The 17,795-nt window shown below is 61.0% G+C and carries 17 protein-coding genes, 1 rRNA gene and 1 pseudogene; 9 read left to right on the top strand and 10 right to left on the bottom strand.

The window, feature by feature from the left end:
* Positions 1-116 precede the first annotated feature (116 nt).
* Positions 117-3,518: an indolepyruvate ferredoxin oxidoreductase family protein gene (locus B5M07_RS06095; RefSeq protein WP_120350633.1), complete on the top strand. Its 3,402-nt coding sequence runs from the start codon at positions 117-119 to the stop codon at positions 3,516-3,518.
* A 608-nt stretch (positions 3,519-4,126) separates the two neighbouring features.
* Positions 4,127-5,104 (top strand): response regulator, encoded by a 978-nt coding sequence (locus B5M07_RS06085; RefSeq protein ID WP_120350632.1) that lies wholly within the window; start codon positions 4,127-4,129, stop codon positions 5,102-5,104.
* 49 nt (positions 5,105-5,153) lie between these two features.
* Here B5M07_RS06085 and B5M07_RS06080 read toward each other — a convergent pair whose 3' ends face one another.
* Positions 5,154-5,519, bottom strand: a complete 366-nt coding sequence (locus tag B5M07_RS06080; protein ID WP_120350631.1) for a hypothetical protein — start codon at positions 5,517-5,519, stop codon at positions 5,154-5,156.
* Position 5,520: 1 nt separating this feature from the next.
* The gene (locus B5M07_RS06075) at positions 5,521-5,760 is read right to left on the bottom strand and encodes an Lrp/AsnC family transcriptional regulator (RefSeq protein WP_007120503.1); all 240 of its coding nucleotides are present in this window, start codon (positions 5,758-5,760) and stop codon (positions 5,521-5,523) included.
* A 159-nt stretch (positions 5,761-5,919) separates the two neighbouring features.
* Here B5M07_RS06075 and hisB point away from each other — a divergent pair, with 159 nt between their 5' ends.
* Together hisB and hisH are read left to right on the top strand one after the other, a co-directional pair.
* Entirely contained in the window at positions 5,920-6,507 is a 588-nt protein-coding gene (gene hisB, locus B5M07_RS06070) for an imidazoleglycerol-phosphate dehydratase HisB (protein ID WP_067629332.1), read from the top strand.
* 4 nt (positions 6,508-6,511) lie between these two features.
* Positions 6,512-7,150 (top strand): imidazole glycerol phosphate synthase subunit HisH, encoded by a 639-nt coding sequence (hisH, locus tag B5M07_RS06065; protein WP_120350630.1) that lies wholly within the window; start codon positions 6,512-6,514, stop codon positions 7,148-7,150.
* Between the two features lie 39 nt (positions 7,151-7,189).
* Here hisH and B5M07_RS06060 read toward each other — a convergent pair.
* Positions 7,190-8,279, bottom strand: a pseudogene (locus B5M07_RS06060) (IS3 family transposase).
* Between the two features lie 253 nt (positions 8,280-8,532).
* A complete protein-coding gene (locus tag B5M07_RS06055) occupies positions 8,533-8,922 on the bottom strand; it encodes a DUF2147 domain-containing protein (RefSeq protein ID WP_120350629.1) in 390 nt (129 codons plus the stop codon).
* A gap of 129 nt (positions 8,923-9,051) precedes the next feature.
* Here B5M07_RS06055 and hisA point away from each other — a divergent pair, with 129 nt between their 5' ends.
* Genes hisA through B5M07_RS06040 form a run of 3 tightly spaced genes read left to right on the top strand, consistent with a single transcriptional unit; the run spans position 9,052 to position 10,841 of the window.
* Positions 9,052-9,771, top strand: coding sequence for a 1-(5-phosphoribosyl)-5-[(5-phosphoribosylamino)methylideneamino]imidazole-4-carboxamide isomerase (hisA, locus tag B5M07_RS06050; protein WP_120350628.1), 720 nt, complete (start codon positions 9,052-9,054; stop codon positions 9,769-9,771).
* A gap of 3 nt (positions 9,772-9,774) precedes the next feature.
* Positions 9,775-10,536 carry an imidazole glycerol phosphate synthase subunit HisF gene (hisF, locus tag B5M07_RS06045; RefSeq protein WP_120350627.1) on the top strand — a complete coding sequence of 254 codons (762 nt, stop codon included), beginning with the start codon at positions 9,775-9,777 and terminating at the stop codon, positions 10,534-10,536.
* Positions 10,533-10,841, top strand: a complete 309-nt coding sequence (locus B5M07_RS06040; RefSeq protein WP_120350626.1) for a phosphoribosyl-ATP diphosphatase — start codon at positions 10,533-10,535, stop codon at positions 10,839-10,841. Before hisF ends, B5M07_RS06040 begins: the two co-directional genes overlap by 4 nt.
* Here the strand turns inward: B5M07_RS06040 and B5M07_RS06035 are convergent.
* Positions 10,838-11,257 (bottom strand): CoA-binding protein, encoded by a 420-nt coding sequence (locus B5M07_RS06035; protein ID WP_120350625.1) that lies wholly within the window; start codon positions 11,255-11,257, stop codon positions 10,838-10,840. The two genes, B5M07_RS06040 and B5M07_RS06035, sit on opposite strands and share 4 nt — an antisense overlap.
* Positions 11,258-11,431: 174 nt before the next feature.
* On the opposite strand from B5M07_RS06035, the gene B5M07_RS06030 reads away from it, so the two are divergent.
* Together B5M07_RS06030 and B5M07_RS06025 are read left to right on the top strand one after the other, a co-directional pair.
* On the top strand, positions 11,432-12,706 hold the full coding sequence (locus tag B5M07_RS06030; RefSeq protein ID WP_409202467.1) for an acyl-CoA dehydrogenase family protein: 1,275 nt from the start codon (positions 11,432-11,434) through the stop codon (positions 12,704-12,706).
* Between the two features lies 1 nt (position 12,707).
* Entirely contained in the window at positions 12,708-13,484 is a 777-nt protein-coding gene (locus tag B5M07_RS06025) for an SDR family oxidoreductase (RefSeq protein WP_120350624.1), read from the top strand.
* A gap of 58 nt (positions 13,485-13,542) precedes the next feature.
* Here B5M07_RS06025 and B5M07_RS06020 read toward each other — a convergent pair whose 3' ends face one another.
* The 5 genes from B5M07_RS06020 to rrf form a co-directional block, all read right to left on the bottom strand.
* A complete protein-coding gene (locus B5M07_RS06020; RefSeq protein ID WP_120350623.1) occupies positions 13,543-14,412 on the bottom strand; it encodes an acyl-CoA thioesterase in 870 nt (289 codons plus the stop codon).
* An 85-nt stretch (positions 14,413-14,497) separates the two neighbouring features.
* Complete coding sequence (locus B5M07_RS06015) at positions 14,498-15,532, bottom strand: phosphotransferase family protein (RefSeq protein WP_120350622.1); 1,035 nt, start codon at positions 15,530-15,532, stop codon at positions 14,498-14,500.
* Positions 15,529-16,521: an NAD(P)H-dependent flavin oxidoreductase gene (locus B5M07_RS06010; protein ID WP_120350621.1), complete on the bottom strand. Its 993-nt coding sequence runs from the start codon at positions 16,519-16,521 to the stop codon at positions 15,529-15,531. The genes B5M07_RS06015 and B5M07_RS06010 overlap by 4 nt, the downstream gene beginning before the upstream one ends.
* Before the next feature lie 30 nt (positions 16,522-16,551).
* Positions 16,552-17,373 (bottom strand): SDR family oxidoreductase, encoded by an 822-nt coding sequence (locus B5M07_RS06005; protein WP_120350620.1) that lies wholly within the window; start codon positions 17,371-17,373, stop codon positions 16,552-16,554.
* Between the two features lie 213 nt (positions 17,374-17,586).
* Positions 17,587-17,701 (bottom strand): 5S ribosomal RNA (rrf, locus tag B5M07_RS06000).
* Between the last annotated feature and the right edge of the window lie 94 nt (positions 17,702-17,795).

Genomic DNA, 17,795 nt, shown 5'->3' with positions numbered 1-17,795 from the left:
TCTTTCACTTCACGGAACTACAATGGATAAATTACCCGGATTTCACCCATATCGCCAGCAAAACCGGAGCGAAAATTCGGACCCCCTGCGGTATACTCCCAAGTGAGGAGACCCCCATGACAGAACAACCGCGCGAATTTACCACTTATAAACTCGACGACCGCTATGATCAGACCGAAGGCCGCGTTTTCCTGACCGGAACGCAGGCACTGGTGCGCATCATGCTGGATCAGGCCCGCCGCGATCGCGAGGCGGGGCTGAACACCGCCGGTTTCGTTTCGGGCTACCGCGGCTCCCCCTTGGGCGGGCTCGATCTGGAATACTGGCGCATCAAAGACCGCGTGGCCAAGGCGGGGGTGAAATTCCTGCCCGCCGTGAACGAAGACCTCGGTGCCACCGCGGTCTTGGGCGCGCAACAGGCCCACCTCGACCCGCAGGCGGAGGTCGAGGGCGTCTTTTCTATGTGGTACGGCAAGGGGCCGGGGGTGGACCGTTCGGGCGACGCGCTGAAACATGGCAACGCTTACGGCTCCGCGCCCAAGGGCGGCGTTTTGGTGGTGGCGGGCGACGATCACGGCTGCGTCTCGTCCTCCATGCCGCATCAATCCGATGTGGGCTTCATGTCGTGGTTCATGCCGACGCTGAACCCGGCAAGCGTGGCCGAATATCAGGCGTTTGGCGAATACGGCATCGCGCTTTCACGCTTCTCGGGCACTTGGGTGGGTTTCAAGGCGATCTCGGAAACCGTGGAAAGCGGCGCATCGGTGACACTGACACCCGACCGCGTGTTCAACCAGCCCGACTACACCGCGCCTCCGGGCGGGCTGTACGTGCGGCTTGGCGATCTGCCCTCGCCCGAGATTGAGACGCGGCTGCATCACAAGCTCGACGCGGTGCAGGCTTTCATGCGCGCCAATCCCATCGACCGGCATATCTACGACACGCAGGACGCCTCTTTCGGCATCGTGACCACCGGCAAAGGCCACCTCGACACGATGGAAGCGCTGCGGCTTCTGGGCCTTGATGAGACCGCCTGCCGCCGCCTCGGCATCGACATCTACAAGATCGGCATGGTCTGGCCGCTGGCGCTGGACGACGCGCTCGACTTCGTCAAGGGCAAGCGCGAAGTGCTTGTGATCGAAGAGAAACGCGGCATCATCGAAAGCCAGTTTAAAGAGGCCTTCTATGACTGGCCCGGCTCCAAACCTGCGCGGATGGTGGGCAAACATGACGAAAACCTTGAGGAGTTGGTGCCTTGGACCGGCGAGCTGTCGCCGCTCAAGCTGCTCCCGATCATTGCCGCGCGGCTCAGTGCCTTCTTTCCCGAAGAGAACCTGCTGGAAAAGGCCCGCGCCCTGACTGACCAGCCGCCCGTGCTGCTGAACGTCCCCGGCGCCACCCGCACGCCTTACTTCTGTTCGGGCTGCCCACATAACTCCTCGACCAAACTGCCCGAAGGATCAAAGGCCAACTCCGGCATTGGCTGCCATGTCATGGCCTCGTGGATGGACCGTGAAACCGCCGGTTTTGCCCAGATGGGCGGCGAAGGCGTGCCGTGGATCGCCACCTCGATGTTCAACGGGGGCAAACATGTGTTCCAGAACCTTGGCGAGGGCACGTGGTACCACTCCGGCTCGCTCGCCATCCGCCAAGCGGTCGCGGCAAAGACGAACATCACCTACAAGATCCTCTACAACGACGCGGTTGCCATGACTGGCGGGCAGCCTGTCGATGGCCCTGTCTCAGTCGCCGCCATCGCGCAGGCCTGCCGCGCGGAAGGCGTGGCGCGGATCGCGCTGGTCTCGGACCGGCCCGAACTGCTGGAGAAGGGTGATTTCCCCGACGGCACCACATTTGATCACCGCAGCGCGCTTGACCGCGTGCAGCGCGAGCTGCGCGATATTCCGGGCGCCACGGTGCTGATCTATGAGCAGACCTGCGCCACCGAGAAACGCCGCAAGCGCAAGCGCGGGCTGATGGACGACCCTAAGAAATTCGTCATGATCAACGAACTGGTCTGCGAGGGTTGCGGCGATTGTTCGTTGGAATCCAATTGCCTAAGCGTCGAGCCGAAGAAGACTGAGTTCGGCACCAAACGGCAGATCAACCAATCGACCTGTAACAAGGATTACTCCTGTCTCAACGGGTTCTGCCCCTCTTTCGTCACCGTCGAGGGGGGCAGCCGCCGCAAACGCTCAGGGGCCGGGCTGGACGTGGCGGGCCTTTCGGCGCAGCTGCCGATGCCCGAACTGCCCAGGCTCGACCAGCCCTTCAACCTGCTGGTGACTGGCGTAGGCGGCACCGGCGTTGTCACCGTGGGCGCGCTTATCACTATGGCGGCGCATCTCGAAGGGCTGGGCTCCAGCGTGCTGGACTTCACCGGCTTTGCACAGAAGTTCGGCACCGTGCTGGGCTATGTGCGGCTCGCCCAAACCCCCGAGGAAGTGCATCAGGTACGCATCGATCAGGGCGGCGCCGACGCGGTGATCGGTTGCGACATGGTGGTCAGCTCCGCGCCCAAAGCCTCGGCCCACTACCGGCGCGGCACGCGGATCGTGCTTAACCGCGCCGAGATGCCGACCGGCGATCTGGTGCTGAACCGCGACGCCGAGTTGCGCATCGACGACCGCGAAGCGGCGATCGCGCAGGCGGTGGGAGCTGAGAACCTCAGTGCCTTTGACGCCAACGCCATGGCCGAAAAACTGATGGGCGACGCGGTGTTCGCCAATGTGATGATGCTGGGCTATGCTTGGCAGAAGGGGCTGGTGCCGGTCTCGCTCACCGCGCTGGAGCAGGCGATCGAGTTGAATGGCGTGGTGCCCGACAAAAACCGCGCCGCCTTTGGTTTTGGCCGGGTCATGGCCGCAAACCCCGAGGCGATTGAGGCGCATTTTGCCCCGGCGCCCGCCCCCGATCACAGTGTCGATAGCCTGATCGCGCGGCGGATGGAGTTCCTCACTGGCTACCAGAACGTTGCCTATGCCCAGCGCTACAAGGAAAAGCTCGACGCGCTGGCATTGAAGGTGCCGCAGGGGTCGGATGACCTGCTGCGCGCCGCAGCGAAATCGCTGTTCAAACTCATGGCCTACAAGGACGAATACGAGGTCGCCCGCCTGCACCGCCAAAGCGGTTTTGAGGATCGCATCGCCGATAGTTTCGAGGGCGACTACAAGGTGCACTACCACCTCGCCCCGCCCGCATGGCCCACCGGCCGCGATGGCCGCGGACGCCCCAACAAGCGCAAGTTTGGCCCATGGATGGGGCGTGCCTTTGACCTATTGGCCGCGATGAAACCCCTGCGCGGCACATGGGCCGACCCGTTCAGCTATGGCGCTGATCGCAAGCTGGAGGTCGGGCTGATCGACTGGTACGAGGCGGTCATGGCCAAGGCCCCGGCCCTGCCCCATGACGAGGCGCTCGCGGTGCTTTCCGCACCGATGGAGATCCGCGGCTACGGCCCCGTGAAAGAGGCCGCGGCCGAAAAGGTGCAGGACGAAGTCGCTGCGCACTTAGTCTAAGAGCGTCGTCGAGAAATCACCGCGCAGCCCGGCCTCATACAATTCGAGGTCGGGCGAACAATGGGCAAAGTGGGCCACCATCCCCGGGGGGATGACGAAAGCGTCGCCCGCCTCCCGCCTGCGCAGTGCTTGCACAGGTTCCGCCAAGATCGTCCAGCAAGCGCTTCAACATGGTCCCCCTCACGGCTCTTACAGTAGTTGAGCGCACAGGCGCGGCAGGCTTTTACTGCGCGCAACGTACGACATCCGATAAAGTTTCCCTCAATCACCTAAGCGTGAAGACGAGTCGCAGTGCGAACCCCCCCAGGTTCACAAGAACCGCATATTCTCGCCCTGTTTTGGCTCTTTATTCCGCTTCTCTGCGCCCAGAATTCCGCACGATATCCGCCAAATCACCTCCCGCGACGCGGGAAAACAAGGGCGCGAGGCTGCCACAGGCTGCGAATTCAATGGTTTCCCGGAACTTCAAAATATGGTTAATAATTAACGGAACGGCACAAACTATTGGTGCAGCAACGTCACAATTTCGCCGGGTTTATACGACTAAATGTGAACAGATTATAAAGACACCCGGACTGCCCGTCTGCCCCACGAAAGAGGTGCCAAAAATGAAAATTCTTGCCGTCGACGATGACCCTTTTATCCGCGAATTGCTGCCCGTCGTTTTCCGCGAAGCTGATTATCCCTATCTGACACTGGCCGATTCCGGCGCTGCCGCTTTGGAACTGCTCGAAACCACCAAAGACCATTTTGATTGCCTGCTCTTGGATATCGAAATGCCCGAAATGGACGGCATCACCCTATGCCGCCGCATCCGCACGCTGGAGGCTTATCAAGACACGCCGATCTTGATGGTGACCTCGCGCGCCGACGCGACCGCGATCGAAAGCGCTTTTGCCGCTGGGGCCAACGACTATGTGACCAAACCTTTCGATGTGAAAGACATCGCAACCCGCGTGCATATCGCCGAGCGGATGTTGGAAAACACCCAGCGTGCCCCGCGCCTTGACCCGCATCATCTGAAAGAAGCAGGAGAGCCCGGCGCCCATGATTTCGCGCTGGCCGATCCTGTGCATATCAACGGGGTCGAGCAGTTGGTGCTGCCCTTCTCTTTGGGCAATTACCTGTCGCAATTGTCGCGCCAGCACCTTGATATCTGTCAGGTTTTCGCCGTGAAGATCGAACATATTGATGAGCTTTACGCGACCTGCAACACCCGCGAATTCGCCCGCGCCGTTACCTCTGCCGCCCAAGCGATCGCGCGGGTGGTCGATTGCCCGCAACTGCTGATGACCCACAATGGGTCTGGCACGCTGCTGTGCATCGTGACCGGCGACAGCCTGCCCGCATGGCCCGAGATCGAAGTGCTCATTCAAGGCGAGCTTGACGGGATGGACCTGCGCTACGACGACAACAGCCCACTGTCGGTAATGCTTTCCGTGGGCGGCCCGATCCAGCCCAATGCCAGCCGCACCCAGCGGGTCAGAAAGACATTTGATCGCGCCATTCGCCGTGTGGCGATGCGCCAGAAGGTGAAACTTGACACCGCCCCGACCGAGAAACCCTCCGTCTCTGCCGCGCATTGAGCCAAAAGAGACCTCATGAAAAACCCGCCTCACTGGCGGGTTTTTGCATTCAGTTGATGGGGAATTGCACCAGACAACGCTCGGCGATGCGGCGGTAATCCTCCAATGTGTCCGGCACGCTGCGTCGGTCGCGCATCACCTCCATCGCCGCACGTTTCTGGGCCCAACTGCCCTCAACATGTCGGTCAAGGATGCGCACGGTGACGCCCAGCATCACGTTTTTCTCCCCCTCGCCGATCAGCTCCGCCGAAGAAAGCGCCACAGCCGTCAGGGCCAGCGTGTTGGCGCAGCGCAAAGCGGCGGCCTCGCGCCCCTCATAGATACGTGTGCCCGCTGTCGCCATGCCGGGATGGGCCAGCGCGCCAAAGGACAAAGCAAAAACCGCAACCGCCGTTAGAGAGAACCTGCGCGGCACCTCAAAAGACCTTGAAGGTCATCGTGGTCAAGGACCGCTCAATGCCTTCGATGTCCAATAGGTTGTCGTTGATGTAGACGCCCACATCCTCCCCCTTGGGGATATAAAGCTTCATTAACAGGTCATATTCACCAGAGGTGGAATAAAGCTCAGAATGGATTTCGCGCAGGGCGATTTCCTCGGCCACACGATAGGTCGTGCCCGGTCGGCAGCGGATCTGGATGAATACGCAGGTGGTCATGTCGCGCCTCTTTCTGGGATTTGGTTCAAGCTGACATATGGGCCCTGCCCCCGCAATCCCCGATCGCGTCAGCCCGGGCTAAAGGTGCTTCACCGCTTGGGCTTGGCGTGGCGGCATGCCCTGCTATAAGGGCGCAGCAATTGCCTTCGGAGATGCCCTATGCGTCGCAGCACCCTGACCCGCACCACTGCCGAAACCGACATCACGGTCGAGATCAATCTCGACGGCAGTGGCCGCTATGACAATGAGACCGGCGTGGGTTTCTTTGACCATATGCTCGATCAATTGTCGCGCCACTCGCTGATCGATATCACGGTGCGCGCCAAAGGCGATCTGCACATCGATGATCACCACACGGTCGAAGACGTAGGCATCACGCTGGGCCAAGCACTGACCCAAGCGCTCGGCGACAAACGCGGCATCCGCCGCTACGGGTCTTGCCTATTGGCGATGGACGACGCGCAAATCCGTTGCGCGCTCGACCTCTCTGCCCGGCCCTTTCTGATCTGGAACGTGGATTTCCCCACCAGCAGCATCGGCACATTCGACACCGAACTGGTGCGTGAGTTCTTCCAAGCACTCAGCACCCACGGCGGCATCACCCTGCATGTCGACGCGCTGCACGGGTTCAACAGCCACCATATCGCCGAAGCGGCCTTTAAATCGGTCGCCCGCGCCCTGCGCGAGGCGGTCGAAACCGACCCGCGCAAAGCGGATGCCATCCCCTCGACCAAGGGCGCCTTGTAAGCCAATGCTGACAGCAATCATCGACTACGAATCCGGAAATCTACACTCGGCCCACAAAGCCTTCGAGCGTATGGCCCGCGAAAACGACGCAGGCGAAGTCACGGTGACCTCAGACGCCGAGGTCGTCGCCCGCGCCGACCGTCTGGTGCTGCCCGGCGATGGCGCCTTCCCGGCTTGTATGGCAGCGCTGAAAGGCGCCGGTGGCCTCTATGACGCCATGGTCGAAGCGGTTGAGGAAAAGGGGCGCCCTTTCCTTGGCATCTGTGTCGGCATGCAACTGATGGCCAGCATGGGCCGCGAATACAAAGACACCCCGGGATTGGGCTGGATCGGCGGAGAGGTGACCCAGATCACCCCCGCGGACCCGAAACTTAAAGTCCCCCACATGGGCTGGAACGACTTGGTGATCGATCATGACCATGCGGTCTTCGACGGGTTGCACACCGGTGATCATACCTATTTCGTGCACAGCTACCACATGGCCGTAGCAGACCCTGCCGAACGGCTGGCCCATGTCGATTACGGCGGCGAGGTCACGGCGATTATCGGCCGCGATACGATGTTGGGCATGCAGTTTCACCCTGAAAAAAGCCAAACCACTGGCCTGCGGCTGATCTCGAACTTTTTGAACTGGACGCCTTAACGGTATTCCCCCCGTTTTTGCGGGGCTCGGTCGTAGAATTTACGCAGCCATTCTCAGTTTCTGTGCGGGGGTCATCCCGCCGTTGCCCATGTTGGGGCGTTCGTTGTTGTAGGACCAGAGCCACTCGGTGGCAATCTTCTGGACCTCTTCGATGCTTTCGAAAATGTATAAGTCCAGCCATTCGTGGCGGCGGACCGTCCGGTTGTAGCGCTCGACTTAAGCGTTCTGCTGAGGCTTTCCGGGCTGGATGTATACCAAGGCAATACCCCGGTCCTCCGCCCATTCCATGAAGGTGCCACTGACATATTCCGGTCCGTTATCGACTCGAATTTTCTCAGGTGCGCCACGCCATTCGATGATCTGGTTCAGGGCTCGAACGACCCGTTCCGCAGGCAGTGAAAAGTCGATCTCAATGCCCAGTCCTTCGCGGTTGAAGTTTTCCAGAACGTTCAGCAGCCGGAATTGCCGTCCATCCCCCAGCCTGTCGGCCATAAAGTCCATCGACCAGACCTCATTCGGGGCCTCAGGTACCGCCAGTTCGTCCGGCTTTTCCCGCTTCAGACGCTTGCGCGGCTTGATCCTGAGGTTCAACTCCAGCTCACGGTATATCCGGTAGACACGCTTGTGGTTCCACCTGTGACCCAGCACGTTGCGCAGATACAGGAAACACAGGCCAAAGCCCCAGGTCTTCCTTGCAGCCGTCAGGCCGAGGAGCAGGTCGGCGATTTGCTCGTTCTCCCCGTCCAGCTTCGGGCTGTACCGATAGCACGTCTCACTGACATCGAATGCTCGGCATGCCAGCGCAATGCTGACGCCCTTCATCGCCACCTCTTTCACGGCCAACTCTCGGCGTTGAGCTGGCCGGATCATTTTTTCCGAGCGCCTCCTTCAGCAGGTCGTTCTGCATGCTGACGTCAGCATACATGCGCTTCAGGCGCCGGTTCTCTTCCGCTATCGCCTTCATCTCGCTGATGAGGCTCGCGTCCATGCCGCCATACTTCGCCCGCCATTTGTACAGCTTGGCGCTGCTCATCCCGTGCTCGCGGCACAGCTCGGCTGCCGGCACACCGCCTTCCATCTGGCGCAGCACTCCCATGATTTGGGCTTCTGTGAATCGTGTCTTCTTCATCGGAATCTCCTCGTTCATCCTGCCGAGAAAATTATACTTCCGCATCCCCTTAAGATCCGGGGGGATTACCTAACCAGCGCCGCGCCTGCCGAAGCGTCGGACGGTATTTAAGAAAGGATGAAGTTGAAGAAAGACCCTCTTCAACTTCATCCTTTCTTAAATACCTCTGCGCTGCGCTTGCCTTCCGCAAAACGCAAAGAAGGCGCGGAGATCGTCCCTCGCGCCTTCTGACTTTCGTATTGAGGCAACGGCTTTACTTAATGCGCGCCCAGGTCTGTTTCGAACAAATCAACCCGCCCGCGACGCAGCCCGAGAGTTTGAGCGATTTGCCAGAGACGTCCATCTTGCCGATATAGATTTTGCCGTTCGACGGGCGCCATACTTTACCGGCGTATTTGCCGCCGCCCTGGGGCTTCATATCGATGACGAGCGTTTTGCCGATATTGGGTGATTTATACTCACCGCTGTCGTTGAACGTGCGCGCGATAGTGCCGCAGATCGCCCCGCCGCAGGGGGCCATTTTCACATGGGCGTATGCGCCGTCATCCACCTGAGTTTGCCATGTACCGACTGCCGGATCCGCCGCATGGGCGGCACCGGTCAGGCCAAGGCCCAGAAGGGCCGCTGCAAAAAACTGTTTCATGATCTCTCCTCCCGATCTGGGTTTAGTGTTAGACACAACTTTCTTTCGGGCAAGACTGACCTAGGGTCGCGTTGCAAAATCCTTGGCGACGTGCAAAAGGAAACCAACGTTCAGAACAAGGGCCCGGCCATGATCCTCTACCCCGCTATTGATCTCAAAGACGGTCAGGCCGTGCGCCTCGTGCATGGCGATATGGACCGCGCTACCGTTTTCAACGACGACCCTGCCGCGCAGGCGTTGAGTTTCGTCGAGGCGGGCTGCGAATGGCTGCATCTGGTTGATCTTAATGGCGCCTTTGCCGGAACACCGGTGAACGCCGCCCCGGTCGAGGCGATTTTGAAGGCCTGCAAGGTGCCCGCGCAGTTGGGCGGTGGCATTCGCGATATGGCGACGATCGAAAGCTGGCTGGATAAGGGCTTGGCACGGGTCATTCTGGGCACCGTTGCAGTAGAGAACCCTGAACTGGTCCGCGAGGCCGCCGCCGCCTTCCCCGGTCATGTTGCCGTGGGAATCGATGCACGGGGCGGCCGGGTTGCGACCAAGGGCTGGGCAACGGAGACCGATGTCATGGCCACCGATCTCGCGAAATCCTTTGAGGACGCGGGCGTGGCCGCGATTATCTATACCGATATCATGCGCGATGGCGCGATGGGCGGGCCGAATGTCGAGGCGACGGCCGATCTGGCGCGGGCGGTTTCGATCCCTGTGATCGCCTCGGGTGGGGTTTCGTCGCTCGAAGATCTGGCGGCGCTGCGCGACACCGGGGTGATCGAGGGCGCGATCTCGGGCCGGGCGCTTTATGACGGCGCGATCGATTTGACCGAAGCCATGAAGATGTTGAAGGGCTGAGCCATGCTGAAGACCCGCATCATCCCCTGTCTCGACGTGGCCGATGGGCGCGTTGTCAAGGGCGTGAACTTTGTCGGCCTGCGCGATGCGGGCGATCCGGTGGATGCCGCCATTGCCTATGACGCGGCGGGGGCGGATGAACTTTGCTTTCTCGACATCCATGCCACGCATGAAAACCGCGGCACGATGTTTGATCTGGTCACCCGCACGGCCGAGCATTGCTACATCCCGCTGACCGTGGGCGGTGGTGTGCGGACCGTGGCAGATGTGCGGGCGCTGCTCTTGGCGGGGGCCGACAAGGTCAGTTTCAACTCCGCCGCCGTGGCGAACCCGGATGTGATTGCCGAAGCGGCGGATCATTTCGGCAGCCAGTGCATCGTTTGCGCGATTGATGCCAAGACAGTCAGCCCCGGTAAATGGGAGATCTTCACCCATGGCGGGCGCAAGCCCACGGGCATCGACGCGGTCGAATTCGCGCGCACCGTGGCGGCCAAGGGCGCGGGGGAAATTCTGCTGACATCCATGGACCGCGATGGCACCAAACAGGGCTTTAACCTGCCGCTGACCCGTGCAATTTCGGACGCGGTTTCAGTGCCGGTGATTGCTTCGGGCGGGGTCGGCAATCTGGATCACCTCGTTGACGGGGTGATCGAAGGCGGTGCGTCGGCAGTGCTGGCGGCGTCGATCTTTCATTTCGGTGAATATACCGTGCATGAGGCCAAGCAGCATATGGCAGCAGCAGGCATTCCAATGAGGCTTTCATGACGCTTGATGACCTTTACGCCACCATCCTGAGCCGCAAAAGCGCTGATCCCTCAAGCAGTTGGACGGCGCAATTGCTGGCCAAAGGACCCGAAAAATGCGCTGAGAAGTTTGGCGAAGAAGCGGTTGAGGCGATCATTGAGGCGGTGAAGAACGATCCGAAGGGGCTTACCTCGGAAGCGGCGGATGTGCTCTATCACCTGCTCGTCATGCTGGCGTCGCGGGATGTGCCGCTTAGCGATGTGTTGGACGAACTGGCGCGGCGCCAGTCGACATCGGGCATCGCAGAAAAGGCCGCACGAAACTAGGCCCAGCCCAGCAGGCGCGGGATTTCAACCTTGGGGCAGCGGTCTTGGATCACATCCACGCCGCGTGCTTCGGCCTTGGCCGCGGCTTCGGCATTGGTGATCCCCATTTGCATCCAGATCGTTTCCAGATCGGGAAACGCCGCGAGCGCCTCATCCACGACGGGGGGCACATCCTCGGACCGGCGGAAAATATCGACCATCTGGACCGGCGGATCAATCTCGGCCAATGTCGCGACGATGGTCTTGCCGAAGACTTCTTTGCCCGCGTGCACGGGGTTCACCGGCACGACGTCATACCCCTTTTGTGCAAGGTATTCAGAGACATAGTGGCTGGGTCGCGCCGGGTTGGGAGAGACGCCAACCACCGCGATGCGGCGGGTGCGGGTGAGAACGTCTTTGATCAATGCATCTGTCATATGCTGAACTTAAGCGCCTGCGCGCGGGTTTCAACGCCATAATGACGCGGCGTAAAGCGTGGTGCCCCCTGCCCGTGATTGGCAAGCCTGCAGCGATTGCATAGGCTTGCCCCAAAGGAACGCCCAGCGGAGGAGCCGGGCGGCACCGCGAACCATCATCACCGGGAGCATAGGATGATCGATCAGACCTTGGACATGAACAATCTCGATATTTCGGAAAAGGCCAAACCGCTTTTGGCAGCTGTTACCAAGCACATCCGCGAGAATGTCGATCCGATCACCGAGGAGTTTTTTCGCCTTGGCGAAGGCCGCGCCGACCGTTGGTCCTATGCGCCGGGTCAATTGGAATTGCTTGATGGGGCCAAGCAGAAGGCGCGAGAGGCGGGGTTGTGGAACTTCTTCCTGCCCAATGCAGAAACCGGCGAAGGGCTGGCAAACCTTGATTATGCCTATATCGCCGCCGAACTGGGCAAAAGCCCCCTAGCCCCGGAAACGCTGAACTGCTCGGCGCCCGATACCGGCAATATGGAGGTGCTGGAGCGTGTCGGCACGCCTGAGCAAAAGGAGCAATGGCTGAAGCCCCTGCTCGCGGGCGAAATCCGCTCGGCCTTTGCGATGACGGAGCCTGATGTCGCCTCTTCGGACGCGCGCAATATCTCTACCAGCGCGGTTCTCGATGGCGACGATTGGGTGATCAACGGGGAGAAATTCTATATCTCCGGTGCGGGCGATCCGCGCTGTAAGATTATGATCGTCATGGTGAAAACCTCGCCCGAGGCTGAAACCTTCCGCCAGCAGAGCCAGATCCTCGTGCCGATGGACACGCCGGGGGTGGAGATCCTTGGCCCGATGCATGTCTTTGGCCATGACGACGCGCCGCATGGGCATATGCATATCCGGTTCACCGATGTGCGCGTGCCACGTGAAAACGTGCTTTGGGGCGAAGGGCGCGGGTTCGAGATCAGTCAGGTGCGGCTTGGGCCGGGGCGGATTCACCACTGCATGCGCTCTATCGGGTCGGCGGAAAAAGCGCTGGACCTGATGATTGAGCGCGGGCTGGGCCGTGAGGCATTCGGGAAAAAGATCATTGATTTGGGCAAGAACATGGAAACCATCAGCCGCGCGCGGATCGACATCGAAGCGATGCGGCTGATGGTGCTGAAAGCGGCCAAAGCGATGGATGTCTTGGGCAACAAAGAGGCCCGCATCTGGGTCAGCATGATCAAGGCGCTGGTGCCGGAAAAAGCCTGTGAGATCATCGACGCCTCGATGCAGGTGCATGGCGCCACGGGGATGAGCCAGTGGAGCCCGCTGTCGGGCATGTACACGTGGCAGCGCGCGCTGCGCTTTGCCGATGGGCCGGATGAGGTGCACCATCAGGTCATCGCGCGGGCCGAGGTGAAGGCGTTTCAGGCGTCGAACACGCGCGGCTCTGACGGCGACAGCTGATATGGATCTCGCGGGGCGCGTCATCGTCATCACCGGGGCGGCCAGCGGCATCGGGCGGGCCATGGCCCTGCGCTTTGCCAAGGAAGCGCCAGCGCATCTGGTCTGTGTGGATATCGACGGCCCGGGGGCCGAGGCGACAGCGACCGAGGTCGGCGGCACGGGCTTTCGCGTCGATGTTGCACACGAGGCCGAGATCGCCCAACTGATCGAAACCGTCGAGCGTGACATTGGGCCGATTGATCTATTCTGCTCCAACGCTGGCATCTCGGTCGAGGGCGGGGTCGAGGTGCCGGATGCCGATTGGCAGCGCATTTGGGAGATCAACGTGATGAGCCATGTGCGCGCCGCGCGGCATCTGGTGCCGCTGATGCGCGCGCGGGGCGGAGGTTACTTGCTCAACACCGCTTCGGCGGCGGGCCTGCTTAATCAGGTCGGGGCCGCGCCTTACGGGGTGACGAAACACGCCGCCGTTGGCCTCGCTGAATGGTTGGCGATGACCTATGGCGATGATGGGATCAAGGTTTCCGTGCTTTGCCCGCAGGCGGTGCGGACCGAAATGATGCGCGGGCTGGAGGATCATGTCGCCGCGATTGACGGCATGCTTGAGCCCGAACCCGTGGCCGACGCCTGCGTGCAGGCGATCCGCGATGAGGTGTTTCTGGTGCTCCCGCATCCACAGGTGCGCGATTATATCCGAAGCAAGGCGCAGGATTATGACCGCTGGATTGGTGGAATGCGCAAGCTGAACCGGCGGTTCGGGGCGCCAAACGACAGCTAGAAAACGCCTGTCCGGTGGCACAGCGCCCCAACCTCAGGGGAGGGTGCTGCCTTTAGCTTTAACCCTTAGGCCGCATCGGCCGCAGCAGCCCCTCTTGCGCCACGCTCGCCACCAACTGACCGTTCTGATTGTAGATCATCCCGCGATTGAACCCCCGCGCACCACCAGTAAACGGCGCATCCAGCGCGTAGAGATGCCATTCGTCAAAGCGGATCGGCGCGTGGAACCACATGGCGTGATCCAGACTTGCCGTCATCACCTTGCCCTGAAACCACGTGAGCCCATGGGGCCGCAGCGACGAGCCCAGCAGATTCATATCAGAGGCATAGGCCAAAAGCGCGTGCTGCATGACCGGGTTCTGGCCTTCGGCGGCCGCCATGCGGAACCACAGATAGTTGCGGTCGTCGACCTTTTCGGGCGTCATGAAATCACGTGGCTCAACCTCCCGAATCTCAATGGGTCGCTCGCGCAGAAAGTCCCCGCGATATTTTTCGGGCAGTTTCTCGGCAAAAGCCTCGCGCAACTCAGGTCGGTCCGGCCAGTTTTCGGGGGCAGAGACCTGCGGCATCTCATGCTGCCAGTCGAACCCCTCTTCCTCCACCTGAAAAGACGCCGACAGGTTCAGGATCTGCTTGCCATGCTGGATCGCCACCACCCGCCGGGTCGTAAAACTGCCCCCATCCCGGGCGCGGTCGACCTGATAGATCACCGGGATCTTCGGATCCCCGGGCCGGATGAAATAGGCATGAAGCGAATGGCATGCGCGCTCGGGCACGGTGCGATATGCGGCCATCAATGCCTGCGCGATGACATGGCCGCCAAAGATCCGCATCGATGTCTCGCCCCCCGCACCGGTGCCCCGAAACAGATCGACCTCAAGCTGTTCGATATCCAACAGATCAAGCAATTGCCGCGCAGCATTGGTCATGGGTCATCCTTTCAGGCCGGGGTGTTCCGGCCCTAGCAACAGGTTTTCGCCCCAAAGCTCAAGCACCAAAAGCCCCGCCGCCCGGTCAGCGGTCGCGATCCAGCGCCTCTAGCCCGTGGCGCGCAAAAACCGGGACATATTGCCCTAATTTCAGCCCATATTCGGGGTTTGAGGCATTGCCCTCCAACGCGCGTTTCAGCACGCCTTGGATGATGGCGGCCATGCGGAAAAAGCAAAAGGCGAGGTAATAGCCGAAGTTGTCGATCCCCTTTAGCCCGCGCCTGCGGCAATAGGCGGCGATAAACTCCGCATCGGTCGGCAGGCCAAGCGCCTTGCGGTCCACCCCGGCCAAGCCGCGCCCCTCGGCCCCCACGGGCATCTGCCATTGCATGATGACGGCGGCGAGATCGGCAAAGGGGTGACCGATTGTGGAAAGCTCCCAATCCAAAACCGCGCGGCAGGCCGTGCCATTGGTATCAAAGATCATGTTGTCGATGCGGTAGTCCCCGTGCACCAACGTGCGCTGCCCGTCATCTTCGGGCAACTCGGCACTCAAGCGCTGCATCAGCGCATCCATATCGGGCTGTGGCTCTGTCTCAGACGCGCGGTACTGCTTTGACCAGCGCCCCACCTGCCGCTCAAAATAGTTCCCCGGCGGGCCATAGTCCGACAGGCCAACCGCGTCGATATCGACCTCATGCAAGGCGGCCAACACGCCGTTCATCTCATCCACGACCGCGCCGCGCTCGGCCGGGGTGAGTTCCGGCAGGGTCGGATCGTTGAAATTGCGGCCCGGGACATGATCCATGACATAGAACATCGAGCCGATGACGCTCTCATCCTCACAGAGCAGATGCATCCGCGCGACCGGCACCTGACTGTCGGCCAGCGCCCTTTGCACCCGAAACTCCCGGTCCACCGCATGGGCGGATTTCAACAGCGTTCCCGGGGGCTTGCGGCGCAGAACATAGTCATGCGCAGGGGTCGAGAGCAGGAAGGTGGGGTTCGATTGGCCCGCCTGGAACTTGGTCACTTCAAGCGGCCCGGCAAAGCCCGGCAGGTTTGCTTCCAACCAGTGGCAGACAGCCGCCTCGTCCAAGGTTTGCGTATCCGTGCTCATTGCGCAAACTCCGCGGCCAACCGGGCCCCAGCGGTGCGGTATTCGGTCTCGATCCGGTCCACCAGTTCAGCCACCCCGCCGATTTGCTTGACCGCGCCAATGCCCTGCCCCGCGCCCCAAATTTCCTTCCACGCTTTGGGCTTGGAGGAGCCGGAGCCGAAGTTCATTGAAGAGGCATCCGCCGATGGCAGATTGTCCGGGTCCATCCCCGCCGCCTCAATCGAAGGCCGCAGGTAGTTGCCCGAGACCCCGGTGAAGAGCGAGGAGGTCACGATGTCATCCGCGCCGCCAGCAACAATCATGTCTTTGTAACCCGGCAGGGCGTTGGCCTCTCGCGTGGCGATAAAGGCCGACCCCATATAGCCCAAATCCGCCCCCATGGCACGCGCGGCCAGGAGCCCCTCGCCCGTGGCCAAAGCCCCAGAGAGCAGTACCGGGCCATCGAACCATTCGCGAATTTCGCGGATCAACGCAAAGGGAGACTGTGGCCCCGCGTGCCCCCCGGCCCCGGCGGCCACGGCGATCAGCCCATCGGCGCCCTTCTCAATCGCCTTCCGGGCAAAGCGGTTGTTAATGATGTCATGCAGCACCACGCCGCCACAGGAATGCGCGGCCTCGTTCACCTCCACCCGTGCGCCGAGTGAGGTGATCCAGATCGGCACCCGGTGCTTTACGCAAATCTCAAGGTCGCGCTCCAACCGGCTGTTGGAGCGGTGCACGATCTGGTTCACCGCAAAAGGCGCCGCAGGCCGGTCCGGGTTTTCTTGATTGTGCTTGTCCAAAGCCTCGGTGATCTGGGTCAACCACGCATCAAGCAGCGGCGGCTCGCCCTCGGCCTCGCGGGCATTCAATGCCGGGAAAGAGCCGACGATCCCGGCCTTACACTGTGCGATGACCAACTCAGGCCCCGAAAGGATGAACATCGGCGAGGCGACCAGCGGCAGGCGCAGCCCGCGCAGGGCTTGGGGTAGATGGCTGTCGTCACGCATGGGCGGTCTCCGTCTGAGTTTTCGTATTGGTCATGACAATGCTCTTTCAAAAATATTGGGGCCTGACATCACGTTGATGCCACCGCTGACCGGGATCACCGCACCGGTGACATAAGCCCCGCCGCGCCCGCAAAGGAACAGCATGCAGCCTGCGATATCTTCATCGCGGCCGACACGCCCAAGGGGGACATCTTTGCCCACGGCTTCGCGCGTGGTCTCATCTTGGGTGGCGAAGGCCGTCATACGCGACACAAATGGCCCCGGCGCCAGCGCGTTCACTGTGATCCCCTCCCCGGCCAGTTCTTTGGCGAGGATTTTGCTCAGGTGGATCACCGCCGCTTTGGAGGCGGCGTAGCTATAGGCCCCGTCGCCCATCTCGCGCTCGCCCATGACCGAGCCCAAATTTACGATCCGTGTCGGATCATCCGCCGTGGCCCCGGCCCGTAGTAGGGGCAGCAGCTTTTGCGTCAAATCGAAAAGGCCGGCAACATTGACGCCCATGACCTTATCCCATGCTCGGAAGGGGAATTGCCCCAGCGGCGCGCCCCATGTCACGCCCGCGTTGTTCATGAGAATATGCAGCCGGTCGCCGCGCGCCTGAACCTCGGCCACAAGCGCGTCAACGCCCTCTTCGCTGCCGACATCCCCGGCGAAACCTTCAGCACTGCCCCGGGCACCTAACGCATTCAACTCCTCTGCGACTGCTTGGCAGGCCTCTCCGGTCCGGCTGGCCAGCAAAACCCGCGCGCCCGCCCGTACCAAAGCCTCAGCCGCCATGCGCCCGATGCCCGTGGCGCCGCCAGTGATCAGCGCGGTTTTCCCCTCCAGCCCAAAGAGCGTCTCAATATCCATGTCCTGCCTCCCAGCCGCCGACTTTGACGCCACTGTGACAGGGCCTTGGGCGGGGTCAAGCGGATGGGAAGCCGCGACTGCAGTAACCGGGCGTCATAACAACTCGACAAAAGTGTAGTTTTACAACACAAAACCGCCGCAGCTTTATAGCTGCGGCGGTTTTGTTATTCTGTTGATCGTTGAGAGATACTTTTTTTATCAGGAACTTATTAGGTTTGGCGATGACCTACTCTCCCACGTCTTAAGACGCAGTACCATCGGCGCTACGGCACTTAACGGCTGGGTTCGGGATGGGACCAGGTGTTTTGCTCGCGCTATGATCACCAAACCAAATAAACTCCTGATAAAGCGCTCTGCGCGTTGCGACGCAGAGCGTGTTCCAAGTCATGTACAACTGATTGTATGTGTATGCTTTTGATTGA

It is taken from the genome of Sulfitobacter sp. D7, from assembly GCF_003611275.1.
GTDB lineage: Bacteria > Pseudomonadota > Alphaproteobacteria > Rhodobacterales > Rhodobacteraceae > Sulfitobacter > Sulfitobacter profundi.
Note: the sequence above shows the minus strand (reverse complement) of the source record. Positions and strands in the feature narration are given on the sequence as shown.